This window comes from Salinigranum sp. (assembly GCF_041641895.1).
Lineage (GTDB): Archaea > Halobacteriota > Halobacteria > Halobacteriales > Haloferacaceae > Salinigranum.
The window spans coordinates 1-22,214 of record NZ_JBEPXO010000013.1; the positions used below are offsets into that span (position 1 = coordinate 1).

The following is a 22,214-nucleotide window of genomic DNA, read 5'->3' on the forward strand; positions in this document are numbered from 1 at the left end:
TTGAAGACCTCGAGGCGCTGGCGGCGGGCCTCGCGTTCGGTGATGTCGTTGAGTGCGATAGTTCGGCCGACCGTGGTGCCGTGTGAGTGGTCGATGTCGGAGGGAACCGCCTCGAGCGTGCGACGGCACCCGTCGACGAGAACGTCGAACGTCTCGCCACCGTCCGCGAAACCCTCCGCCTCGAGGACAGCGGCGGGAACGAACGCCGAGAGCGGAGCGCCGACGGCGGCGTCCGTAACGCCGAGTAACGCCCGCGCCTTCTCGTTGAGTTCGACGACGCGGTCGTCGCCCGTGACGATGACCACGCCGACCCCGAGGTCGTCGAGCGCCGCCTGCCGCCCCCGATAGCTCGTCGCGGGGACGAGGTCGAACAGGTCGAACCGGAAGAGGGCGTAGCCGAAGGTGAGCCCCGTCACCGCGAGCGCCATCGGCGTGAAGTCGACGGCTGCGAGGGGACCGACCTGGAAGGTGCGTTTGACGTGGGCGACGGTCGGGACGACGGAACCGACGACGAGCGCGAGCGTCTGGTTGCGGTACAGGGTGGTGTGTGCGGCGAGCGTGTCGACGAGGAGCGCCATCCCTGCACCGACGAGGACGTACCCGTACGCGGCGTGCGCGTAGTGCCAGAGCGCGGGGTCGTAGGTGACCGTCGCCGCGCCGAACGTGGGCGTGACGCGGTATGCCGTCCAGATGAGTGGCCGCAGCGTGGGGAGAGCGACGACGGCGAGGGTCGCGGTGGGGAACACCGCGAGTGCGACGACGGTGCGCCGGGTGAGGTACTCCGCACGACCGGTGTAGCCGAGGGCGAACGCCAACCAAGCGGGGGCGATGAGCGCCTTCCCGACCTCGATGGGTACCTCCATCCACACGCGGACGGTCGGGTCGAAGACGGTGAGCGCGACGGCGTACGAGAGCGACCACACCGTCGCGCCGACCATCAGGAGGGCGAACGCGGTCGACCCCGGTTCCGCTCGCTCGAACCAGGCGTACAGCGCGAGAGCGAGCGAGGTGCCGCCGGCGAGGAGGGCGCCGAAGACCAGCGGCGAGAACCCCGGGAACATACCCACTCTCCGGTGCGCGTGGACAAAAATCCTCGTGGAATTGATAGTGTGCCTTTACGATACGTTGAGAGGCCTCCCTGACAGCGAGTCACACCCCCCTCTCGCCCGGGACGACGCACTGCTCACCCCGTCGCGCGACCGGGAGTGGTCCGCGCCGACCGGGCGAGGATGTAGACGATGGGGACGAGGATGACCGCACCGACGACGAACGGGAGCGGGAAGCCGACGACGTAGAGGGCGGCCATCGCGGGCGGACCGACCGTCCGACCGAGACTCCCCGCACCCTGGGTGACACCGAACGCGTCGCCCTGACGGTCGGCACTGGCACGCGTCGAGACCAGCGTGGACAGGGAGACATTCAGGAGGCTGTTCCCGAACGAGAGGAGCGCGCCGTCGACGAGCAGCACGAACAGTTCGCGGGTGAACCACGCGGGGCCGCCCAGTGGGGGGAGGAGCCGTCCGACGTCCGGCGAGAACGGGAGGAGGAGGAGCGAGACGAGGAGGAAGACGGCACCGACGACGGCGAGTCTGTCCTCGGGGTACCGGGTCGAGAGCCGACCGACGAGCACCCCCTGGTTCAGTGCTCCGAGGAAGCCGATGTAGGTGAGGAAGAAGGCGGTCTGGGTGGCGTCGTAGCCGTAGACGTCGGCCGCGAACGGGATGAACATCACCTGCACGCCGGAGAAGGCGAGCGAGAGGAGGAAGAAGGAGACGACGAGGCCCCTGAGTCGGAGGTTCGAGAGCGCCCCGACGAAGCTCCCGACGAGCGTCACCCGCGCCGCCGGTCCGCGCGCCCGGTCGGGTTCGGGGAGGAACAGTGCCGCCGACGCCAGCGCGAGGAGGCTGAGCGTCGCCGCGCCGAACGAGGGGAGCGAGAACCGCGTCGCCGGGACGACGGCCGGGAGGACGTCACGCGCGACGCCGACGACGGCGTCGCTGGCGAGAACGCCTCCGAGTGCCGGCCCGAAGATGAAGCCGAGGCTGAACGACGCGCCGATGAGGCCCAGGGAGGCGGCGCGGCGTTCGAGCGGCGTCACGTCCGCGACGTACGCCTGTGCCGTCGCGATGTTGCCGCCCATCGCGCCGGCGAGCATCCGCGAGGCGAACAGCGTCGCGACGCCCGCGACGACGCCGGCCGTCGAGAGTATCTCACCGGCGAGGCCGAAGACGGTCCAGGCGACGACGCTACCGGCGAGTGAGAGCATGAGCACCGGCCGTCGTCCCCGCGCGTCGGAGACTCGCCCGAGGAGTGGGGCGAAGACGAACTGCATGAGCGAGTACGACGCCGCGAGCAGGCCGATGAAGACGTCGCTGACGCCGAAACTACGGACGTAGAAGGGGAGGATGGGGATGACGACGCCGAAGCCGACGAGGTCCAGGAAGACGACGAAGATGACGGTGGCGAGCGCCCGGCGCGGCGTAGTCACGGTGGCCGTGGACGACTCGGGGACCGCCATACCGGTCGGAGCAGTGGGAGGTGCTTCGGCCTGTCGGTTCTCGCCCCGTTCAACCCCGGTGGCGGTCGACGACGCGCTTCGCCGACTCGGCCTTCTCCTTCCAGCCGTAGCCGGCCTCGTAGACGTGGCGTTTCTTCTCGACCAGTTCGCCGGGGGACGTCTCCTCGAAGCCGCCGCGGTCCCACGTGCCACTGTCTTCGAGCCACGCGACGACGTTCTCCTTCGTCTCGGCCCACGAGAGACCGACCATCTCGTACCAGGCGATCATCGCGAAGACGGCGTTGTCGTGACAGCCCGGGACCGACCCGTACTCGTAGAGCGTTCGGAGCGGTTCGACCGTCGGCTCCGACACCTCCTCGCGGTACTCCTCGGCGGTGCGGAGGCGGAGGACGCCGTTTCGCTCCGTGAGGCGGTCCTCGTGTTTCAGTTGGCGGAGCGCCGCCTCGTGGAGCGCCGACCAGTCAACGGCGTCGCGGAGCGCGTCCTCACGGAGCGGCGACGCCGACAGGCGGGCGAGGAGGTCGACGTAGGCGCGCTCGACTTCGGCCCACGGGGTCCCCTCGAACCGGCAGTCGGTGCCGTGGAGGCTGTTCGTGCTCCGACAGGCCGGACAGGGGTAGCTGAACCGCGGCACGCCCCCCGCTTGGCGTCGACTCGTAATAGGTTCGGTGGTCGGCGCGCGGACGGGGAGCGACCCGATGGCGGACAGGCGGCACGTCGGCGTCGGAGGACGGTGTGCCGCACGACCGCGAGGCGTCCTCCACGAGGGTCAGCGCACACCGGTGGTGGCTGCGGTATCGTATTTGAACGCTCGGTGGGAGGGTGGGCGACTACGGGACGGCCGACGTCACCCCGGCCGCGAGCGCCGGCCCCCCGGTCACCAGCGCGGCGCCGAGGACGATCAAGAGCGCTCCGACGACGACCCCGCGGGTGACCCGTTCGAGGTCGCCGAGGAGTCGCCAGGAGAAGAAGACGGTGAACAGCGGGGCCGTCGCGATGAGCGGGTCGACCACGGCGATTCGTCCCTCGGGGTGGGCGAGCGCCGTGAACATCGAGAGGAGGGCGACGGCGGTGATGAGACCGCTGACGGCGAACACGGCGTACGACCGCCGGGGGCGACCCAGCACCCGACTTCGACCGGCGACGGCGACGTACGCACCGAGCGTGACGAGGGCGGCGAGTTCGTTGACGGCGACGGCCTCGAGCGGCGTGGCCTCCGCGGCCGAGAGCCCCCACCGCCGGGCGACGTTACCGACCGCGAAGGCGGCTGCGGCGACCAGCGGGACGAGGAGGTCCCGTCCCGACCACCCCCCGAGGTCACCGCCCTTCGCGACAGAGAGGACGCCCAGGCCGACGACGAGGACGACGATGCCGACGGCCGTCGGGAGCGTCAGCGGTTCGCCGAGGAACCCGACGGCGAGCGCCGTGGCGAACAGCGGGCGGGCGCTGACGACGGCACTGGAGATGCTCGCCCCGACGCGGGCGTTCCCGGCGAAGATGGCCAGTCGACCCAGCGCGGTGCCGACGGCCCCGGCGGCGGCGAAGACGGCGAGTGTCCCCAGCGTGAGGCCGCCGAACGGGTCGTCCTGGAGCAACGCGAGCGCGAGCAGGTAGACGGAGGAGTCGACGACCACGACGGTGAACGCCGCCTGCAGCGGTGTACCGCCGTCCGACAGCGCCCGCTTCTCGATGACGGGCGTGAACCCCCACATGAGGGCGGGGAGGAACGCGAGGAGGAGGACGAGGGGCGGGGCCGAGAGGTCCATACGGGGAGACGACTACACACGGGCATAGACCACACGGAAGCGGACAGCGGCGAGAGACGACGGGGAGCGGACCGTCGTGTTTATTCGACGCGGCCCGCAACGCACACCAGACCAGATGTCACGGGAGGTGCGTCACGCGCGGTACCCGTTCTTCAGCGCGGCGAGAGAGGCCGTCCGGGAGGCCGACCTGTCGCTCATCGGACTCGTCGAGCGCGACGCCCCGGCCGTCGAGCGGGCGCGCGAGCGGGTCGAGCGGGCGCTCACCGCCGGGACGACGGCTCCCGAGGAACCCGACCGGTGGGACTCACGGGACGAACTGCTCTCGTACCCCATCGCACGCATCCTCGTCTCGCTTCTCGACGACCGGGCGGCCGTCGAGAAGTACGCGGCTGCGGAGGCGGCGACGGCCGCCGAGCGGTTCGAATCGGACTTCGCGTCCGACGACGACGGCCTGCGGAGCGTCGAACGCGTGGGCGTCAGCCGCGAGGAGGTGCTCGCGGAGTTCGGCGTCGACGCCGAACCCGAGTCGCGACGAGTCCAGAGCGGCCGGCGCTGGTACTGGGTCGGACTGTCGACGTATCTCACCTTCTCCGACCCCGACTGGGGCGAGGACTGGCGCTTCGTCAACCGGGAGGTGAGAGACGGCGACGTCCGTGTCGAACAGTCGGAACTCGACCGTCTCGTCGAGGAGGCCGTGCGTCGGCGCGTCGCCGAGGGTCTCCCGTTCGACGTCCGCGAACGCAACCCGGAACTCGCGACAGCGCTCGAACCGACGCTCGCCTCGGTGCGACAGTTGCTCACCGCGGGCCACGCGCCGACGTCGGGCGTCGGCGTCGTCGACCCCTCGCTGTTCCCGCCCTGTGTGAAGGCGCTCCTCGAGCGCAGTCGTGACGGCGAGACGCTCCCGCCCGAATCGCGGTTCGCGCTCACGGCGTTCCTCGTGGCGCTCGGCCTCGACGGGGAAACCATCGCGTCGGTCGCAGGGCTCGACGAGGAGGCGACGACGACGCAGGCCGAGTTCCTCCGCGACCGGGAGGGGGTGCAGTACCCTTCGCCGTCGTGTGCGACGATGCAGGCGTACGGCGACTGTGTGAACCGCGACGAGCGCTGTGAGCGCATCACGCACCCGCTGTCGTACTACAAGACGGCCGTCGAAGCCAGCGGTGGGACCGACGGGACGGCGGCAGTCGAAGCCGCGGACGGCGGAGACGACCGCTGAGTGTCGTCAGTCACTGAGACGAAGGGACGGCGAGGAGGCGACGTGAGACGAGTGTGGAGTCGGTGCGTGTCGAGTGCGCTCCCGAGCGGGGACGTGCAGGACCTGCTCACTTCGCGAGGAAGAGACCGACGCCAGCCATCAGGAGGATGAACAGGACGATGCTCCCGATGAGGGCGAGTCCGCCGGTGCTCCCGAGGCCGCCGTCGTTGAACGTCACGCCGATGCCGACGATGATGCCGATGAAGACGAGGACGGTGACGATGGAGACGACGATCTTCCGGCGCATCTCCGCTTCGAGAGCCATTGTCTGCTGACGCTTCCCCCGACGGTCTGAAAAGTGCTTCGAAGCGAGGGCGGACAGGGGCCGAGAGCGGCAGAATCGGCCGATACGGGTCGTCGGGACGAAGACTTACGCCCGTCGAGCACCTACCAGAACACGAGATACCGGCCCGCTGTCGGGTCTCATCATCATGACGCACCCAGCACACACACCCGCGTCACAGCACACACGACTCCCACCGGCGGGCGCGACGGGCCGCGCGCTCCGCGCCCGCACCGAACCGATGACCGTTCGCCCGCTCCGCGACCGCCGGTACGTCGTCGAGACAGAGGGGGGCACGTACGTCGTCGACCTCGACCGGCGCACGTGCACCTGTCCGGACCACGCCATCCGTGGCTCGCGCTGCAAGCACCTCCGCCGCGTCGCCATCGAAGTCACGGAGCGCCACGTCCCGGCGCCGGGGGAGCGGCCGGCCGTCTGTGCGGTCTGTGGCCGGGAGACGTTCGTCCCGTTCGACGCGACGGGCGCACAGCTCTGTGAACGCCACGTCCGCCGCCCCGGAGACGTCGCCGTCGACCGGGAGAGGGGAGCGACGCTGCTCGTCGTCGGCGTCACCACCGCCCGGGCCGACGCCGTCGAGACCCACGAGGGACGCCTCGTCGCCGACTACGAGTCCAACCGTCACTACGGCAGCCACGAGCCCGTCGTCGACGCGGTGTACCTCGAAGACGACGAGCCACGGAAGCGATACCGATTCCCGGCCTCGCGCCTCCGGCCGCGGCGGGGGGCGGACGAGACGAGGCCGGAACCGCGCCGCGGCCGGGCGCTCCCGGCCGAGGACGAGGCCGACGTCGCGTCGGAACACGGCGGGGACGCGAGGCGGACCCCCCGACGCGAGGGCGGCACCCCCATCGGGGTCGGGTCGACCGCCTGAGGTCCGCCGCGGCGGCCGTGAGTGCCCGCGTTAAGTCGTCCGGGCGCCTCTCTCCGGTATGGATTCCGCCGTCGACACGACCCATCCAACGGACCCAGCGTGGCTCGACCGGGGCCTGTTCCCCGTCGAGTCGTCGTACCTGCGCCTCCCCGAGGGCCGACTCCACTACGTCGACGAGGGCCCGCGTGACGGGTCGACGGTACTCTGTCTCCACGGGAACCCGACCTGGTCGTTCCTCTACCGTGACCTCGTGACGAGGCTCGCGCCTCGTCTGAGAGTCGTCGCACCCGATTTGCTCGGGTTCGGCCTCTCGGAGAAGCCCGAGGACTTCTCGTACCTGCCGCGCGACCACGCCCGCGTCCTCGACCGGGTCGTCGACGAACTCGCGCTCGACGACGTCGTCCTCGTCGTCCACGACTGGGGCGGTCCTATCGGACTGGACTGGGCGACGCGACACCCCGACCGGGTCCGCGGCGTGGTCGTGACGAACACGTGGATGTGGCCCCACGACTCGGCGCACGTCCGGCGGTTCAGTCGCCTCCTCGGGGGGTGGCTCGGCCGCGAGGCCATCCTGCGGTTCAACGCGTTCGCTCGCGTCGTGGTCCCGTTCGCGTTCGCCGACCGCTCGCGACTCTCGCCCGACGTCCGCCGACACTACGTCGCGCCGCTCGTCTCGCGGAGCGCGCGGAAGGCGTCGTGGGTGTTCCCGCGCGAACTCGTCGGGTCGAGCGCGTGGCTCGGGGCACTGTGGGAGCGACGGACGGCGCTGGAGGCGAAACCGATGCTGCTCGTCTGGGGACGCGCTGACCCGGCGTTCGGCGGGGAACTCGACCGGTGGCGGAAGTCGTTCCCGCGGGCGCGGACGGTCAGTTTCGGCGACTGCGGCCACTACGTCGCAGAGGAGAAGGGCCGGGCGCTCGCGGCCGCCGTCGAAGGGTTCCTCGAGACGCTCTAGCCCTGGTCGACGTCGTCGAGCGTCGTCCGTTTCGAGCGCCCGACGAACTCGTCGAAGTCCTCGCCGTCTGCCAGCGCCGTCTCCTTCTTCACCCGGTAGTTGCCCCCGTCGGTGACGTAGAGGTCGCCCGGGTGGAAGAAGTACCAGTCCTCGCGGTCGAAGCGGACGGCGATTCGAGCCTTGGCACCGAAGTTCTGTGCGAAGTAGATGAGCGCCTCGACCTCCTCGCCGGTGAGATAGATGGGGTCGCCGGCGCTGGCCTTGGCCTCGATGGCGTAGAACACCTCGCCGTTGCCGGCGAGGACGTCGGGGAGTTCGCGGGTCGTCGCGCTCCCGGAGGCGGGCGCGCGCATGACGGCGAAGCCGGCCTCGTCGAGTCTGTTGACGAGTTCGCGCTCCCGACGGTCGCCCTTGCGGTTCGCGGACATGACCGGACCTCGTGGACGCGCGGTATTAAGGGTTGAACCACGCAGTGACGGACTGAATCGCGTGCGAGAAGAGGACGTATCGTCACTACGGGTGCTCAGAAACCAACGGAGGACGAGTTAAACCGTGTGAGGTGTCGAGGTTCGCGGGACTGGCCGTTCTCAGACGCGGGGGCCGACACCAGACCCGACTACGACTGCTGTGGGAGTCTATCCACCGAACTGGAGTGGTTCGGACGAGGTTGCTGCCGCGCCGTCGACGTCAGGTGGCCGACCACGTACTCCGCATCCCTGCCGACGCCGGTAAACAGCCCCGACGTCATCGCGTACAGGAAGAACAAGCCGACGAAGTACAGTCCCGGCTCGTCTGGGACGATACCACGCACGTGGACGGGCTCTTTGGGCTGTTCCTCTCCGTCGAAGATTGGGAAGTCCATCCACGAGAAGTCGGGGCGGAAGCCAGTGCACCAGATGACGTTCTCGACGTCGAGGACGTCGTCGCCGACAACGGGACGACTCTCGCGGACGCCGGTCGTGCGAGGCACCCGCTCGACGCCGGCCGCGGCCAAGTCACTCGGCTTCGTGCGCACCAGCGGGCCACCCTGTGAGAGCACCTTCGGACGGAGACGGCGCCCGACCGGCGTCCCCGTCGTGAGGATTCGATGGAAGAGCACGCGCATCACGAACGGGACTCCGAGGTGACGGCCGACCCACGAGTCGATGTGAAACGGCACGTGGCCGACGTCCCGGCCCGACAGCCACGTTTCGTGTCCGTCGGCAACGTCGAGTGCGATTTCGGCACCGGAGTTGCCCGCCCCGACGACGAGCACGCCCCCGTCTCGAAGCTGGCCGGGGTTGCGGTAGTCGCTCGTGTGCAGCTGGACGACGTCCTCGGAAAGCTCCACCGCGAAATCCGGGACCTTCGGGACCTGGTAACTGCCCATCGCCACAACGACGTTGTCCGCCTCGACCCGCCGGTCGCCCGCGGTGACGATGAAGCTGTCTCCGCTCCGTTCCAGCCCGTCCACGCGGACGCCGAGCTCGACGGGCAAGTCGAACCGCCGAGCGTAGGTCTCCAGGTAGTCGGCCACCTCGTCCTTCGTGGGGAAGGCGTACGGTGAGCCCGGAACGTCCATCCCCGGTAGGCTCGAGTAGCGGGCGGGAGTGAACACCTGGAGGGAATCCCAGCGGGCCCGCCACGCGTCGCCGACGCGGTCGCTCGCGTCGAAGATGACGAAGTCCTGCTCGTGCTGCTGCAGGTAGTACCCGGTCGCCAGTCCGGCCTGGCCACCGCCGATAACGACGGTATCGTATCGTTCGATCATGCGTTCGTTCCCCGGGAAGCGTACGCGCCGAAGGGAAGTGATGATGCCGCGTGCAGGATTTCACGCCCTGAAACCTCGGAAGCCGGGCCCCTGCGACGTCAGCGGCTCCCAGGTGACCGATCGGTCAGTCCGCGGGTGGTTCTCGTCACCCGTGGCATCACGATGGCGTGCGGGATTCGAAGGCAGTAGGGTCGACCGGGGACGCCTCCGCGCGAACCTGCTCGAATACAGAGATAGCCCAGTCACGGGCCGCCGGGGCGTCGGTGTCGATGACCGCGACGAGCGCCCCAGTCTCGGCGTCGTGGCAGCAGATGCCGGCCCGGTCGTCCACGATGCCGAGACCGCAGCGGTCGCCGTCGGGGAGATGGTCGTGGACGAGAACGGTCGCGTTCTCGCAGGCAGTGACCTCCATGACCCGACCCGGGTTCCAGGCAAACATCCCCTCCAGAGCCTCGGGGGTAAACACGTATTCGAACGTCATTCCCTCGAGGACCGCGCCGCAGGCCGTCTCCAGGTTGCTCGACTTGTAGACGATGTTGTCGAACCCGCGCAACGACGAGGTAGACGAAATGAGCTGGCCGAGGCGCTCGACGGGCTCGTAGGGATAACCTGGCCCGGGGTAGGAGACCACCGCGTCGGCGAAGAGGTCGACGGCGAAACCCGGCATCTCCACCGGCAGCCACTGCCAGACGTCGCGGAGCTTCTTTTCGATATCCATCGCGTCCCGGAGGGAGAAGAACCGATCGGCGACGTACTCTCCGAGTGGGGTCAGCCCGTACGTGGGGCCGTCCCTGACGAGCCATCGACGCTCGTCGAAGTCGGCGAGCACCCGCCCGACGGTCGGCGAGGAGGCACTGGTGGCCTCACACAGCTCTCGACGGTCGGTCGGTCCGTCGCGCAACGTTTCGAGGACGCCGACGCGGTGGGCCGACGTGGCCAGGAACCGGATGTTGTCGATTCCCGCAGTCATATGCGATGTAGGAGAGCGAGTAGCTTAGTCTTTCTACCGCAGGGAGAGAGGCGACGCTACGTTCGAGGCCCTCGGGAGGCTCGAGCGGCGTATCCTCCGCCTGCTCCCCAGCCCCGCACCCAATGGTGGCGACGCTCCTCGTTCGCGGTGCTGACGTGGCTGTCACCACTTGCTGCGATTGCGCCCTCTTGCAGCACGCCCGCAGAGAACTATCACCGGCCGAGACAGAGCCGGCGAGTTGTCACTGTGGTCGCCGCGTGCGCCCGGCCCGCCGGCGGAGGTGTTACGTCCCGTGGTCCCAGGAGTTCATGTACTCGGCCTGCTCGTCGGTGAGCGAGTCGTACTCGATGCCCTCGGCGGCGAGTTTGATTTCGGCCACCTCCCGGTCGAGTTCGTCGGGCACCTCGTGGACGCCCGCGTCGTACTTCTCACCACGCTCGACGAGTTCGCGGACGCAGACGGCCTGGACGCCGAACGACTGGTCCATCACCTCGACCGGGTGGCCGAGCGCGATGGGGGCGGCGAGGTTGACCAGTCGACCCTCGGCGAGGACGTTCAGCCGACGACCGTCCGCCATCTCGTACGCCTCAACGCCGTCGCGCGCCTCGTACTGGTCGACCGCCATGTCCGAGAGCTGGTCGAGGTTGACCTCGACGTCGAAGTGGCCGGCGTTCGCGAGGAGGACGCCGTCCTGCATGACCTCGAAGTGCTCGCGGGTGACGACGTCGCGGTTCCCGGTGGTGGTGATGAAGACGTCGCCGACTTCGGCGGCCTCGGCCATCGGCACGACGTCGTACCCCTCCATGTGCGCCTCCAGCGCCCGGCGGGGTTCGACTTCGGTGACGACGACGTTGGCGTTCTGTCCGGCAGCCTTCTTCGCGACGCCCTTCCCGCAGTAGCCGTAGCCGGCGACGACGACGGTCTTCGACGCCCACGAGAGGTTCGTCGTCATCGCGATGGTCGCCAGCGCCGACTCGCCGGTACCGTGGACGTTGTCGAACAGCGTCTTCATCGGCGTGTCGTTGACCGCGAACACCGGGTAGCGGAGTTCGCCGTCGGCGTCCATCGCGCGCAGGCGGTGGACGCCCGTCGTGGTCTCCTCACAGCCGCCGACGATGGTGTCGATGAGTTCGGCGTGGGACTCGTGGATGGCCGCGACCATGTCCATCCCGTCGTCGACGGTGATGGTCGGTTCGTGGCCGATGACGGCCTCGATGTCAGCGTAGTACTGCTCGTCGTCGACGCCGCGCTCGGCGTACGACGTGATGCGGGGGTGAGAATCGAGCGCCGCGCTCACGTCGTCGTGTGTCGACAGGGGGTTACAGCCCGTGATGGCCACCTCCGCGCCGCCCTCCGCGAGGAGTTCGACGAGGTTGGCCGTCTTCGCCTCGACGTGCATCGCCATGCCGACGACTTCCCCGTCCAGGGGTTCCTCGCTCGCGAACTCCGCGGAGAGCGACTGCAGGATGGGCATGTGCTGCATCGCCCAGTCCATCTTCCGGCGGCCCTCCTCGCGTGCGACCTCGGGGTCCGTGAGACGGTCGGTGATAGACGGCTGACTCATGCGTAGCGGTTACGAGAGGGGTGGGAAAACGGTACCGGAGCGGCGGCATCTGACGGGGACGGGTCGCCGACGGTTTCTCGCCGACGACGCCGACCGGTCTAGCGTCGCTCGGCAGGCAGAACGACTAACAGGCGCCCTGGCGACACGTCCGACATGGACCTCCAGACCGCGCTGGACACGCTCGACGACTATCCGGTGCTGTGTGCGTACAACGCGAACGTCGACGGCATCCGGCGCGTCGACAGCGACCTCGAATCGTTCCTCGGCCCGCCCGGGGACGCCCCCGACGGCCGACTCGACTCCCGGAGCGAACTCGCGGCGGCCATCACGGCGACGATGGAGCGGGGGAGCGGCGACGAGCGCGCCATGACCGACACGTTCGCGGCCGACCTCGAATCGTCGCTCACGGCGGACGAACAGCGCCTCGGCGGCCAGGCCGGCATCATGGCCGACGTGCTGTCGTCGGTCGGCGGCACGCCCGTCTTCTACACCTACCTCCTCTCCGACCGCCAGCGCGAGCAGTTCACCCACCCCGACGGGATTCGGTTCCCGGTCGTCGAGGAGGGTTCCCTCGCGCTCCGGTCGCTCGACGACGCCCCGACGGCGGAGAAGACGAAGCTCAACTGGATTTTCGAGTTCGACGCGGACGACACGTTCTTCGAGACGACAGCGGCCAGCGCCTCGCGCTTCATCGCGGCCTCCCGGCCCGACGAGTTCGACCTCCATACCCCCGTCGACGACCACGCCGTCGAGCTCGGCGAGCACGTCGGCTGTGCGGTCCTCTCTGGCTTCCACAGCGTCAACCGCGAGTACGACAGCGGGGAGACGTTCGAGACGTGTCTCGACAACGCCGCGTCGTTCGTCCGGGACGTTGCGAAGAACGCGCGGGTCCAGGTCGAACTCGGCGTGACGCACGACCCGGCGGTGCGAGCGGCGATGCGCGACGTCGTCGTCCCCGAGGCCGACGTGGTGAGCCTCGACGACCGCGAACTCGACCAGCTCCGCGACGACCTCGACCTCCCGACCCCCGACGCCGACGAGGCCATCGTCCGCCGGTACGAGACGCTCGACGCCGTCCGCGAACGGCTCGACGTCCCGGCGCTGTCGTTCCACGCGAAGTCGTACTTCCTCGCGGCGTTCGACGACCGCTACCTCCCGCCGGCGGCCGTCAGAGCCGGGTTCGACGTCGCGGCCTACGTCGCCGCCGCGAAGGCTGAAGACGGACTGGTGACCGGACCCGCGGACCTCGGGGCCGCGAGCCAGTTCGAGCGGGCGGCGGAGGGTATCGACGCCGTCGACCGACTCGCGGGCCACCTCGGCGTCCCGGAGGCCGACGGCGTCGTGGAGTCGTCCGGCGTGGTGGCGGTGCCCAACCGCGTCGTCGAACGACCCGCGAGCACCGTCGGCATCGGCGACTCCGTCTCGGTGGCGAGTTTCGCGCTGGCGAACGCGGTTGCCGACGCCGGCCGAGTCGCGACCGGACAGTGACGTAACGGCGCGCAGTTCAGTCGGCGCGCTCGGCCACCGCCGCCGCTCGCTCTCTCGCCTCGGCTTTCACCCGTTCTTCGTCCATCGTCAGCACCGTCCGGTCCCGCATCAGCACCTGCCCGTCACAGACGGTGTGGCGGACGTCGGAGCCACGAGCCGCGTAGACGAGGTGTGAGACCACGTCGTGGACGGGCGTCAGGTGGGGCGCGTCGAGGTCGACGACGGCGAGGTCGGCCGCTTCGCCGGGGGCGATGCGCCCACCCGGAAGGCCGAGGGCGTCCGCGCCGCCCGCCGTCGCCATTCGGACGACGTCGGGGGCGGCGACGGCGTCCGCGCGGTCGGCGGCGAGTTTGCCGAGCATGGCCGCGTCGCGCATCTCGTCGAAGAGGTCGAGGTCGTTGTTCGAGGCCGCGCCGTCTGTCCCGAGCGCCACGTTGACGCCCGCGTCGAGGTACTCCTGGACGGGTGCCATCCCCGACGCGAGCTTCATGTTCGACGCCGGGCAGTGGACGACACTGCTCTCCCGGTCGGCGAGCAACTCGATTTCGGCGTCGGAGACGTGGACGCCGTGAGCGAGGAACGTCTCCGGAGTGAGGACGCCGAGCGAGTCGGCGTACCGGAGCGGGTCCGTCCCGTGGTCGTCGACGATGGGGTCGACCTCGTCGCGCGTCTCGTTCGCGTGGAGGTGCAGCGGCACGCCGGCGTCGCGGGCCGTCTCGACACAGCGCTCGAACGCCGCGCGCGAGACGGTCGTGAGCGAGTGGGGCATCACGGCCGTCCGGACCCGGCCGTCGGCGGCCCCGTCGTACTCGCGGGCCACGTCGAGGCTCTCGTCGACGTCGTCGTGCGCCGTCTCGGTGTCCTTGCCGACGGTGACGATGCCGTGGCCGACCCGAGCGCGGAGGCCAGCCTCGGCGACGCCCTCGACGACCTCCCCTTCGTGGAAGTACATGTCGCCGAACGCCGTCGTTCCCGAGCGGATCATCTCCAGGAGGGCGAGGTCGGTGCCGGCACGGACGTCCGCGGGTTCGAGGGTGGCCTCGGCGGGCCAGATGTCCTCGCGGAGCCACGTCTCGAGCGGTTTGTCGTCGGCGTAGCCCCGGAGGAGCGTCATCGCGGCGTGGGTGTGGGCGTTGACGAGGCCCGGCATCACGACCGCCCCGGCGGCGTCGAGCACCCGGTCAGCCTCGGCCGTCAGGTCGGGCCCGACGTCGACGATCTCCCCCCGGTCCTGGTCGGCGAGCACGTCCGCCGTCGTCACGGAGCCGTCGGGGTGGACGACCCGTCCGCCGGCGACACAGAGCGTCTGCATGTGCGCGGGTGCGGCCGCCCCGGCGAAAACCCCGTCGGTCCGCGCGGGCGCCGGGAGCGTCAGTCCTCGCGCGCCCCCAGATAGAGGTCGCGGACCGCGTCGCTCGCGAGCAGGTCCGCCGCCGGACCCTCGAAGCGGTTCTCACCGACGTCGAGGACGTAGCCACGGTCGGCGATGCCGAGCGCCGCGCGGACGTTCTGCTCGACCATCAGCACGGCCGTCCCTCCCTCGCGCACCCGCTGGACGTGGTCGAAGGCGCGCTCGACGAGCTGGGGCGCGAGTCCCGCCGACGGTTCGTCGACGAGCAGGACGTCCGGGTCCGTCATCAGTGCCCGCGCCATCGCGAGCATCTGCCGCTCGCCGCCCGAGAGTGTCGACGCCCGCTGGTTCGAACGCTCCGCGAGGCGGGGGAAGAGGGCGTACAGGTCCGCGCGACGCCGGGACGAGTCGGCGACCGGGGCCCCGCCGACGTCGAGGTTCTCCGAGACGGAGAGGTTGGGGAAGACGTTCGCCGTTTGGGGGACGTAGCCGACGCCGTAGTCGACGAGGTCGGCCGTCTCGACCGTCGAGACGTCCGTGCCGTCGACGGTGACGCTCCCCGCCCACAGCGGCAGGAGGCGGTAGATGGCGCGCAGGAGCGTCGACTTCCCGGCCCCGTTCGGGCCGAAGACGACGACGATTTCGTCCCGCCGGACGTCGAGGTCGACGCCGTGGAGCACCTGCAGGTCGCCGTAGCCCGTCTCGACCCCGCGGGCGGAGAGGAGCGCGTCGTCGACGCGGGGGACCCGTCGGATGTCCCCCATCAGCCACCTCCCAGATACGCGTCGACGACGCGGTCGTCCGCCCGTATCTCCTCGGGGGTCCCGGTGGCGAGCGTCGTCCCGTCCTGCATGACGACCACGTAGTCGCACTCGCGCATGACGAGGTCGAGGTCGTGTTCGACGAGGAGCACGGTCCGGCCCTCGTCGTTGAGCGCCCTGACCCGGTCGAGGAGACGATCGGCGAGCGCGGGGTTCACCCCCGCGACGGGTTCGTCGAGCATGAGGAGCGAGGGGTCGAGCATGAGGACGCGACCGAGTTCGAGGAGTTTCCGCTGTCCGCCGGAGAGGCCGCGGGCGTACGCGTCGGCGAGGTGCGAGAGGTCGAGGAAGTCGAGCGTCTCGGCCACGCGCTCGGCGAGCGCCCGCTCCTCGGCGGCGACCGTCTGCCCCCGGAGGAGTGCGCTGAGCGCCGACTCGCCGGTCTGGTCGGGGGCCGCGAACGCGAGGTTGTCGGCGACGCTCATGCCCGCGAACGTCTTCGGCGTCTGGAACGTCCGGCCGACGCCCGCGGCGGCGACCTCGTGGGGCGCGCGGCCGACGAGGCGCTCGCCGCGGAGCCGAATCTCCCCCGACTCCGGGGAGAGCACACCGGTCACGAGGTCGAACAGCGTCGACTTGCCGGCCCCGTTCGGGCCGATGAGACCGGTGACCGACCCCGCCGGGACCGAGAAGGAGGCCCCGTCGACGGCTCTGAGTCCCCCGAACGTCTTCACGAGGTCCTCGACGGCGAGCGCGGGCGTCGAACCCGGGTCGGACTCGGAAGCGGACGCCGGATGGAGGGTCACTGCTCATCACCCGCCAGCACGAGTTCGTCCGGGTCGCCGAACAGGCCCGCGGGGCGGAACCGGACGACGAGAATCAGGAGGAGGCCGACGACGACGAACCGGAGCGAGGGGAGGAGCGTCGGCGACCCGCCGACGTCGGGGAGGTAGCGCGTCCCCTCGCGGAAGGCGACGAGGACCACCGCCCCGACGACGGCACCGAGATTCGACCCGGCCCCGCCGAGGAGGAGCGCGACCCACACGAGGAACGTGACGAGCGCGACGAACGTGACGGCGACGACGCTCCCGACGTAGTGAGCGTACACCGCGCCCGCGAGGCCGGCGATCATCCCGCCGATGGCGAACGACTTCAGCTTCACGCGGGTGGTGTCCTTCCCCAGCACCTCGGCGGCCTCCTCGGACTCGCGGACGCCGCGGAGGAGGCGGCCGAACGGCGCGTCGCTCAGGCGCTCGACGACGAGGTAGACGCCGACGGTGAGCGCGAGGGCGAAGAGGAAGTAGCCCAGTTGCCACGTCCCCGGCCCGAGGAGCGCACGTCCCGGCCGGGGGACGCTGTTGAGGCCGAACGTCCCCGCGGTGAGCCACGCCTCGTTGACGAGGACGTCCTCGAAGATACCCGCCAGCGCGAACGTCGCGACGGCGAGGTAGTGCGTCCCGAGGCGGACGCTCGTGAGACCGATGAGGGTGGCGAGCGCGCCGCCGACCAGCGCCGCCGAGAGGAGGCTCACCGGCAGCGCCCACGGCATCGGCAGCGCGAGCGCGACGGTGTAGTTCGCGCCGGGACCCGGCGGCGGCATCGTCAGCAGCGCGGCGGTGTACGCCCCCGCCGCGAAGAACGCGACGTGGCCGAAGTTCAGCAGGCCTGTGTAGCCGTAGTGGACGTTCAGCCCCATCGTGAGCATCGCGTATATGAGCGCGATGGTGCCGATGCTGAGAAGCGCCACCGCCGCGCCCGCGACTTCCACCATCAGAGATCACCCCCCGCGATGCCCTCCGGTTTCAGGAGGAGCACGCCCACGAGAATGACGAACGCGTACGCCATCGTGTACTCCGTGGCGACGTAGCGCGTCCCGAGGCTCATGGCGACGCCGACGACGAGGGCGCCGGCCATCGCCCCGTACGGTTTGCCGATGCCGCCCAGGAGGGTGGCGGCGAAGACGACGACGAGGAAGTCCCACCCCATCGTGGGGCGGAACGGGGAGAACTGGACGGCGAGGAGGACGCCCGAGAGCGCGCCGACCACGCTCGAGAGGAACCAGGTTCGGCGAATCACGCGGTCGGTGTCGATGCCCGCGATGGCGGCGAGTTCGCGGTTGCCGCTCGTCGCACGCATCCGCTTGCCGAGCATCGTCCGCTGGAGGAGGAGGTGGACGGCGAGCATCGTCGCGAGGGCGGTGACGAAGATGCCCACCTCGACGGGCGTGAGTCTGACGCCGAAGAACGTCCACGGCCGGACGAGCGGCACCGGTAACTGTCGGGCCTCGGTGCCGGCGACGGCGCGGACCCCGTTGCGGAGGACGAACGCGAGGCCGATGCTCGTGATGAGAAGCGGGAGCGGCCCCCGGTCCGCGAGCGGGTCGTAGAACACGCGAGCGATGCCGACCCCCAGCACGCCCACGACGAGCAGCGCGACGAGCGCCGCGGCGGGGACGCCGACGCCGAAGCCGACGACCAGCAGAGCGACGTACGCGCCGAGGGTGAGGAACTCGCCGTACGCGAAGTTGATGAACCGGGTGACGCCGTACGAGAGCGTCAGCCCCACGGCGCCGACGGCGATGACGCTCCCGTTGACGAGGCCGTAGACGACGGTCTGGACGACGCCCGCGAGCGCGTCCACGAGCATTCAGAGTTCGCTGGCCGGGAGGGTCGCCACCTGTTCCCACGACCCGCCGCTGGCCTTCATGATGGCGAACGGAGAGGAGATGTCGCCGTTCTCGTCGAAGTCGCAGGGACCGACGAGGCCCTCGTAGTTGACCGCCGCGCCCGACGCGAGCGCCGATGCGCCCTCTGCGTAGTTCGTGACAGTCTCGCCCTCGGGGGTCGCCACCTGCGGAATCTGGGCGGCGATGCCCTCGCGCGTCACCTCGCCGTCGGCGGCGAGGGCGGCCCGGGTCGCGAGCGCGCCGATGTTCATCGCGTCGAACGTGTTCTTCGCGAAGATGCCCGGTTCCCGGCCCGCGTACGACTGGAAGTCGGCGGTGAACTGCTCGACCCGCCCCGCCTCGACGGCGGCGGGGGAGTCGGCCTCGACGAGGCCGAAGATGCCGTCGGTGACCCGGTCGTCGGTGAGTTCGAGGAAGTCGGCGTTGGTCTGGTCCTGCGTGACGAACCAGTTCCCCTCGTAGCCGGCCTGGAACGCCGCTCTGAGTATCTTCGCGCTGTCCTCGGGCGTGCCGACGAGCGTGACGAGTTCGGGCTCCGACGAGAGCATCTTCGACACCTCCGACTGGTACGACGACTTGCCGGTGGCGTAGTCGAGGACGCTCGTGAGCGTCCCGCCGAACTCCTCGAACGAGGAACTGATCGGCTCTCTGAACGACTGCAGCGCCGGGGCGTTCCCGACCATCAGCCCCATCTGTTCGTACGAAGTGACGGTGTTGAACTGCTGGTTCCGGGCGGCCCGCGAGATGGCGCGGCCGCCGAGCGAGTCGGAGGGGACGGTGCGGAAGATGTACTCGCCGCCGACCGAATCGAGTTCGGTCGTCCCCGCCGTGGGGGTGATGACGGGCACGCCGTTCTCCCGGATGAGGTCGATGACGCCCGTGAACGTGAGGCTCGTCGGGCCGACGACGAAGTCGACGCCGTCGACGTTGACGAGTTTCTGCGCCGCGGAGACGCTGGCGTCGACTGTCGCCTCGGTGTCTGCCTGGACCACCTCGACGCGATTGCCGTCGATGCCGCCCGACTCGTTGATTTGCTCGGCGAGCATCTCCACGACCGGGAGGACGTTCCCGCCGACCCAGTCGTACTCGCCGGTGAAGGGGAGGAGGACGCCGACGGAGACGCCGGCCTCGCTGGACCCGGACCCCGAACCGGACCCGGACCCGGACCCGGACCCCGAATCGGTCCCAGTGGTCGACGCACCGCTGTCGGTGTCAGTGCCGCTGTCACCCTCGCCGCCGGAGTCGGAGTCGGCGTCACCGCTCCCACTGCCGGCACAGCCCGCGAGTCCCGCGAACGCGGCGGCGCCGAGGGCGAGGACGCGACGCCGGCCGCTGAGACGGTTTCCAGCCACAGTAGGTCGCACCAGTACCGAGAGGGCTAAAAGCGTTATCTTCGACCGTTGACGCCCGGAGCGCGCCTGAAGACGGCGTCGACGGCGGGTGGGTGCGAGGAGACGACGCGGCGGCCAGCGCGACGGCGGCGGCCGCCGGGGACGGGACGGCCGCGGGCGAAAGGCAGTTCACCCGACGGCGTCAGGGGAGGGTATGCGCATCGCCGTTCCCAACAAGGGACGTCTCCACGACCCGACGTTGAGCCTGCTCGAACGCGCCGGGCTGCACCTCGACAACGGTGCCGACCGCAAACTGTACGCCGGAACGGTCGACCCCGACGTGACGGTGCTGTTCGCGCGCGCCGCCGACATCCCCGAGTACGTCTGGGACGGCGCCGCCGCCGTCGGCGTCACCGGCTACGACCAGGTTCGCGAATCGGGCCACGACCTGACCGAACTGGTGGACCTGGAGTTCGGGAAGTGTCGGCTCGTCCTCGCCGCACCCGAAGACGGCGACATCGAGCACCCGGCTGACGTCTCCGGGAAGACAGTCGCGACGGAGTTCCCGACCATCGCTCGCGGCTACTTCCAGCGCGAGGGCATCGACGCCGAGGTGGTGGAGGTGACGGGCGCGACGGAACTCACCCCGCACGTCGACATGGCCGACGCCATCATCGACATCACCTCAACGGGGACGACGCTCGCGGTGAACCGGCTGCGGGTCGTCGACGAAGTGCTCTCCTCCTCCGCGAGGCTGTTCGCCCACCCCGACCACGCCGACGACGAGAAGGTCCAGCAGCTGGTGATGGCGCTCCGCTCGGTGCTCTCCGCGGAGGGCAAACGCTACCTCATGATGAACGCCCCCCGGGACCGTCTCGACGAGGTCCGCGACGTCATCCCCGGGCTCGGCGGGCCGACGGTGATGGACGTCGCCGGCGACGACCACGTGGCCGTCCACGTCGTCGTCGACGAGCGGGAGGTGTACGAGGTGGTGAACGAACTGAAGAACGTCGGCGCGAGCGGCATCCTCGTCACCGAAATCGAGCGGCTGGTCGAGTAGCGCCGCGTCACTCGCCCCCGTCCCCACCGCTATCGCCGTCGTCACCGTCGAACGCGTCGACGACGCCGCCGAGGAGTCCGCCAGCGAGGAGACCCCCCGCGACATCGGTCCCCGATACCCCACCGTCGCCGACGTCGTGGTATCGGGAACCGTACCGCCGCCGCCCGCGGAACGCCCGGCGCACCTCGCGGAGGAGTCGAAGCGGGAGAACGACGCACGCGACGCCTGCGATGACGAGCGGGAACGAGACGGGCGAGACGACCCCCAGGAGGAGGCCGACGGCCTCGCCGACGCCGCCCGCACCTGTGAGCCGAGTGAGGAAGCCGGGGCTCCGGTACGCGCCGAGGGCGACGAGAACGACGACCGACCAGAGCGCGACGCTGAGCCACGCGCCCGGACCGACGACACGCCAGAGGGAGAGCCGGCGACGAGGCCCGAGGAGCCCCAGGAGTTCGAAGTTCACGTCACCACGACGACGCGCGAGGGGATGAATGTATGTGGGGCGCTCACACTACTCAGACTCAGTCGCGCCACCGCAGGTCAGGAACGGTGAGCGAGGGGTGGACGGCGACGAACCCGTAGCGGAGACGGACGTACGCGGGAATAGCGAGCGCGCCGAGCGCGATGGCACCGACGCCGAGCAGTCCAGCCTCCGGTCCGAACGCGCCCCCGGTCCACAGCGCGGGGCCGCCCTGCGAGACGGCGACGACGGCGACGTCGAGGCCCAGTCCGGAGACGGGGAAGCCGTAGACGCCGCCCTGGAAGAGGTTCCACGTGATGTGGACGCCGATGGGGATGGCGAGTTCGTCGGTGAGGACGTAGCCGAGCGCGAGCATCACGCCGGCGAGCGAGATGGAGAGCGTCGAGACGAGCGTGGCGTTCGGGTTCCCGAGGTGGAGCGCACCGAACACCGCCGAGGAGAGGAAGACGGCGACGGCCGTCGCGCCGCGCTCGCCGAACCAGCCGGTGAGTCCCTCACAGACGTTGGTCAGGAGGTAGCCGCGTGCGAGCAGTTCCTCCTGGACGCCGACGACGACGAAGAGGACGACCACCGACGAGAAGGCCGCGGCGAAACTCCCGGTCGACGCGAACGTTCCGCTGACGACGACCCACCCGAGCGCGAGTTCGACGGCGAAGACGAGCGTCATGAGGGCGGCCCCGAGGAAGAGACCGAAGCCGAGGTCGACCCACCAGTCACGGTCGAGGCCGAGGCCGAAGTCCGAGAGGCGCCGGCGGTCGACGACCCACCCGACGAGCGCGATGGCACCGGCGCTCGTCACGCCGGAGACGGCGGTGACGAGGGCGACGAGCGAGAGGCTCTCGACGAGGAGCGGGGTCAGGAGGGGCCGCAGGGGACGGAGCACGAGCGCCGTGCCGACGAGCGCGAGCGCGATGACGACGATACCGGCGAGGAGTCGCCACGGGGCGCGCGGACGGCGCTCGTCGGCGTTCCAGAGGAGTCGTTTACCGAGGGCGAGGGGGGGAGCCATCGACGTGTGTCGGTGCGTGTGTGGGTCACTTCAGTACACGGGCTCGGAGTCGCTCGGCGACGACAGCCGTGAGAGCGTGACGCGATGGCCG

The 22,214-nt window shown here is 70.1% G+C and carries 22 protein-coding genes; 5 read left to right on the top strand and 17 right to left on the bottom strand.

What is annotated here, in order from left to right:
* The 4 genes from ACESK5_RS04305 to ACESK5_RS04320 form a co-directional block, all read right to left on the bottom strand.
* Positions 1–1,061 (bottom strand): histidine kinase N-terminal 7TM domain-containing protein (locus tag ACESK5_RS04305; protein ID WP_372910312.1); only part of this gene is annotated, 1,061 nt, incomplete at its 3' end.
* A gap of 122 nt (positions 1,062–1,183) precedes the next feature.
* Entirely contained in the window at positions 1,184–2,518 is a 1,335-nt protein-coding gene (locus tag ACESK5_RS04310) for an MFS transporter (RefSeq protein WP_372910313.1), read from the bottom strand.
* Between the two features lie 49 nt (positions 2,519–2,567).
* Entirely contained in the window at positions 2,568–3,152 is a 585-nt protein-coding gene (locus tag ACESK5_RS04315) for a hypothetical protein (protein WP_372910314.1), read from the bottom strand.
* Positions 3,153–3,348: 196 nt separating this feature from the next.
* A complete protein-coding gene (locus tag ACESK5_RS04320) occupies positions 3,349–4,284 on the bottom strand; it encodes an EamA family transporter (RefSeq protein WP_372910315.1) in 936 nt (311 codons plus the stop codon).
* Between the two features lie 115 nt (positions 4,285–4,399).
* Here ACESK5_RS04320 and ACESK5_RS04325 point away from each other — a divergent pair, with 115 nt between their 5' ends.
* Positions 4,400–5,503 carry a DNA primase gene (locus tag ACESK5_RS04325; RefSeq protein ID WP_372910316.1) on the top strand — a complete coding sequence of 368 codons (1,104 nt, stop codon included), beginning with the start codon at positions 4,400–4,402 and terminating at the stop codon, positions 5,501–5,503.
* 106 nt (positions 5,504–5,609) lie between these two features.
* Here ACESK5_RS04325 and ACESK5_RS04330 read toward each other — a convergent pair whose 3' ends face one another.
* Positions 5,610–5,807: a hypothetical protein gene (locus tag ACESK5_RS04330; protein WP_372910317.1), complete on the bottom strand. Its 198-nt coding sequence runs from the start codon at positions 5,805–5,807 to the stop codon at positions 5,610–5,612.
* 166 nt (positions 5,808–5,973) lie between these two features.
* Between ACESK5_RS04330 and ACESK5_RS04335 the strand changes: the two genes are divergently transcribed.
* Together ACESK5_RS04335 and ACESK5_RS04340 are read left to right on the top strand one after the other, a co-directional pair.
* Entirely contained in the window at positions 5,974–6,717 is a 744-nt protein-coding gene (locus ACESK5_RS04335; protein WP_372910319.1) for an SWIM zinc finger family protein, read from the top strand.
* A gap of 58 nt (positions 6,718–6,775) precedes the next feature.
* Positions 6,776–7,672, top strand: a complete 897-nt coding sequence (locus ACESK5_RS04340) for an alpha/beta fold hydrolase (protein ID WP_372910320.1) — start codon at positions 6,776–6,778, stop codon at positions 7,670–7,672.
* On the opposite strand, the gene hjc is transcribed toward ACESK5_RS04340, so the two are convergent.
* The 4 genes from hjc to ACESK5_RS04360 all read right to left on the bottom strand — a co-directional run bounded on the left by hjc (position 7,669) and on the right by ACESK5_RS04360 (position 11,956).
* The gene (gene hjc / locus ACESK5_RS04345) at positions 7,669–8,100 is read right to left on the bottom strand and encodes a Holliday junction resolvase Hjc (protein ID WP_372910321.1); all 432 of its coding nucleotides are present in this window, start codon (positions 8,098–8,100) and stop codon (positions 7,669–7,671) included. The genes ACESK5_RS04340 and hjc overlap by 4 nt on opposite strands.
* A gap of 188 nt (positions 8,101–8,288) precedes the next feature.
* Complete coding sequence (locus ACESK5_RS04350) at positions 8,289–9,422, bottom strand: flavin-containing monooxygenase (protein ID WP_372910322.1); 1,134 nt, start codon at positions 9,420–9,422, stop codon at positions 8,289–8,291.
* 157 nt (positions 9,423–9,579) lie between these two features.
* Positions 9,580–10,392, bottom strand: a complete 813-nt coding sequence (locus tag ACESK5_RS04355) for a helix-turn-helix transcriptional regulator (RefSeq protein WP_372910323.1) — start codon at positions 10,390–10,392, stop codon at positions 9,580–9,582.
* 283 nt (positions 10,393–10,675) lie between these two features.
* Positions 10,676–11,956 carry an adenosylhomocysteinase gene (locus ACESK5_RS04360; RefSeq protein WP_372910324.1) on the bottom strand — a complete coding sequence of 427 codons (1,281 nt, stop codon included), beginning with the start codon at positions 11,954–11,956 and terminating at the stop codon, positions 10,676–10,678.
* 153 nt (positions 11,957–12,109) lie between these two features.
* Between ACESK5_RS04360 and ACESK5_RS04365 the strand changes: the two genes are divergently transcribed.
* A complete protein-coding gene (locus tag ACESK5_RS04365; RefSeq protein WP_372910325.1) occupies positions 12,110–13,444 on the top strand; it encodes an ADP-dependent glucokinase/phosphofructokinase in 1,335 nt (444 codons plus the stop codon).
* A 16-nt stretch (positions 13,445–13,460) separates the two neighbouring features.
* On the opposite strand, the gene ACESK5_RS04370 is transcribed toward ACESK5_RS04365, so the two are convergent.
* The 6 genes from ACESK5_RS04370 to ACESK5_RS04395 are packed head-to-tail and all read right to left on the bottom strand — an operon-like array spanning position 13,461 to position 19,594.
* Complete coding sequence (locus tag ACESK5_RS04370; RefSeq protein WP_372910326.1) at positions 13,461–14,756, bottom strand: amidohydrolase; 1,296 nt, start codon at positions 14,754–14,756, stop codon at positions 13,461–13,463.
* 59 nt (positions 14,757–14,815) lie between these two features.
* Entirely contained in the window at positions 14,816–15,559 is a 744-nt protein-coding gene (locus ACESK5_RS04375) for an ABC transporter ATP-binding protein (protein WP_372910327.1), read from the bottom strand.
* Positions 15,559–16,362 carry an ABC transporter ATP-binding protein gene (locus tag ACESK5_RS04380; RefSeq protein ID WP_372910328.1) on the bottom strand — a complete coding sequence of 268 codons (804 nt, stop codon included), beginning with the start codon at positions 16,360–16,362 and terminating at the stop codon, positions 15,559–15,561. The genes ACESK5_RS04375 and ACESK5_RS04380 overlap by 1 nt, the downstream gene beginning before the upstream one ends.
* Complete coding sequence (locus ACESK5_RS04385) at positions 16,359–17,327, bottom strand: branched-chain amino acid ABC transporter permease (protein ID WP_372910329.1); 969 nt, start codon at positions 17,325–17,327, stop codon at positions 16,359–16,361. Before ACESK5_RS04385 ends, ACESK5_RS04380 begins: the two co-directional genes overlap by 4 nt.
* Positions 17,327–18,202, bottom strand: coding sequence for a branched-chain amino acid ABC transporter permease (locus ACESK5_RS04390; protein WP_372910330.1), 876 nt, complete (start codon positions 18,200–18,202; stop codon positions 17,327–17,329). The genes ACESK5_RS04385 and ACESK5_RS04390 overlap by 1 nt, the downstream gene beginning before the upstream one ends.
* A complete protein-coding gene (locus ACESK5_RS04395) occupies positions 18,203–19,594 on the bottom strand; it encodes an ABC transporter substrate-binding protein (protein WP_372910331.1) in 1,392 nt (463 codons plus the stop codon).
* Positions 19,595–19,787: 193 nt separating this feature from the next.
* Here ACESK5_RS04395 and hisG point away from each other — a divergent pair, with 193 nt between their 5' ends.
* Positions 19,788–20,633 carry an ATP phosphoribosyltransferase gene (gene hisG, locus ACESK5_RS04400; RefSeq protein ID WP_372910332.1) on the top strand — a complete coding sequence of 282 codons (846 nt, stop codon included), beginning with the start codon at positions 19,788–19,790 and terminating at the stop codon, positions 20,631–20,633.
* A 7-nt stretch (positions 20,634–20,640) separates the two neighbouring features.
* Here the strand turns inward: hisG and ACESK5_RS04405 are convergent, their stop codons facing one another.
* Positions 20,641–21,096, bottom strand: coding sequence for a hypothetical protein (locus ACESK5_RS04405; RefSeq protein WP_372910333.1), 456 nt, complete (start codon positions 21,094–21,096; stop codon positions 20,641–20,643).
* 58 nt (positions 21,097–21,154) lie between these two features.
* Positions 21,155–22,123 (bottom strand): lysostaphin resistance A-like protein, encoded by a 969-nt coding sequence (locus tag ACESK5_RS04410; RefSeq protein ID WP_372910334.1) that lies wholly within the window; start codon positions 22,121–22,123, stop codon positions 21,155–21,157.
* Positions 22,124–22,214: the final 91 nt, after the last annotated feature.

Excerpts from the sequence above, each read along its gene's own strand:
- ACESK5_RS04310 (WP_372910313.1), bottom strand. The coding sequence starts at position 2,518 with ATGGCGGTCCCCGAGTCGTCCACGGCCACCGTGACTACGCCGCGCCGG.
- ACESK5_RS04320 (WP_372910315.1), bottom strand. The coding sequence starts at position 4,284 with ATGGACCTCTCGGCCCCGCCCCTCGTCCTCCTCCTCGCGTTCCTCCCC.
- ACESK5_RS04325 (WP_372910316.1), top strand. The coding sequence starts at position 4,400 with ATGTCACGGGAGGTGCGTCACGCGCGGTACCCGTTCTTCAGCGCGGCG.
- ACESK5_RS04330 (WP_372910317.1), bottom strand. The coding sequence starts at position 5,807 with ATGGCTCTCGAAGCGGAGATGCGCCGGAAGATCGTCGTCTCCATCGTC.
- ACESK5_RS04335 (WP_372910319.1), top strand. The coding sequence starts at position 5,974 with ATGACGCACCCAGCACACACACCCGCGTCACAGCACACACGACTCCCA.
- ACESK5_RS04340 (WP_372910320.1), top strand. The coding sequence starts at position 6,776 with ATGGATTCCGCCGTCGACACGACCCATCCAACGGACCCAGCGTGGCTC.
- hjc (WP_372910321.1), bottom strand. The coding sequence starts at position 8,100 with ATGTCCGCGAACCGCAAGGGCGACCGTCGGGAGCGCGAACTCGTCAAC.
- ACESK5_RS04350 (WP_372910322.1), bottom strand. The coding sequence starts at position 9,422 with ATGATCGAACGATACGATACCGTCGTTATCGGCGGTGGCCAGGCCGGA.
- ACESK5_RS04355 (WP_372910323.1), bottom strand. The coding sequence starts at position 10,392 with ATGACTGCGGGAATCGACAACATCCGGTTCCTGGCCACGTCGGCCCAC.
- ACESK5_RS04360 (WP_372910324.1), bottom strand. The coding sequence starts at position 11,956 with ATGAGTCAGCCGTCTATCACCGACCGTCTCACGGACCCCGAGGTCGCA.
- ACESK5_RS04365 (WP_372910325.1), top strand. The coding sequence starts at position 12,110 with ATGGACCTCCAGACCGCGCTGGACACGCTCGACGACTATCCGGTGCTG.
- ACESK5_RS04370 (WP_372910326.1), bottom strand. The coding sequence starts at position 14,756 with ATGCAGACGCTCTGTGTCGCCGGCGGACGGGTCGTCCACCCCGACGGC.
- ACESK5_RS04375 (WP_372910327.1), bottom strand. The coding sequence starts at position 15,559 with ATGGGGGACATCCGACGGGTCCCCCGCGTCGACGACGCGCTCCTCTCC.
- ACESK5_RS04385 (WP_372910329.1), bottom strand. The coding sequence starts at position 17,327 with ATGGTGGAAGTCGCGGGCGCGGCGGTGGCGCTTCTCAGCATCGGCACC.
- ACESK5_RS04390 (WP_372910330.1), bottom strand. The coding sequence starts at position 18,202 with ATGCTCGTGGACGCGCTCGCGGGCGTCGTCCAGACCGTCGTCTACGGC.
- hisG (WP_372910332.1), top strand. The coding sequence starts at position 19,788 with ATGCGCATCGCCGTTCCCAACAAGGGACGTCTCCACGACCCGACGTTG.
- ACESK5_RS04410 (WP_372910334.1), bottom strand. The coding sequence starts at position 22,123 with ATGGCTCCCCCCCTCGCCCTCGGTAAACGACTCCTCTGGAACGCCGAC.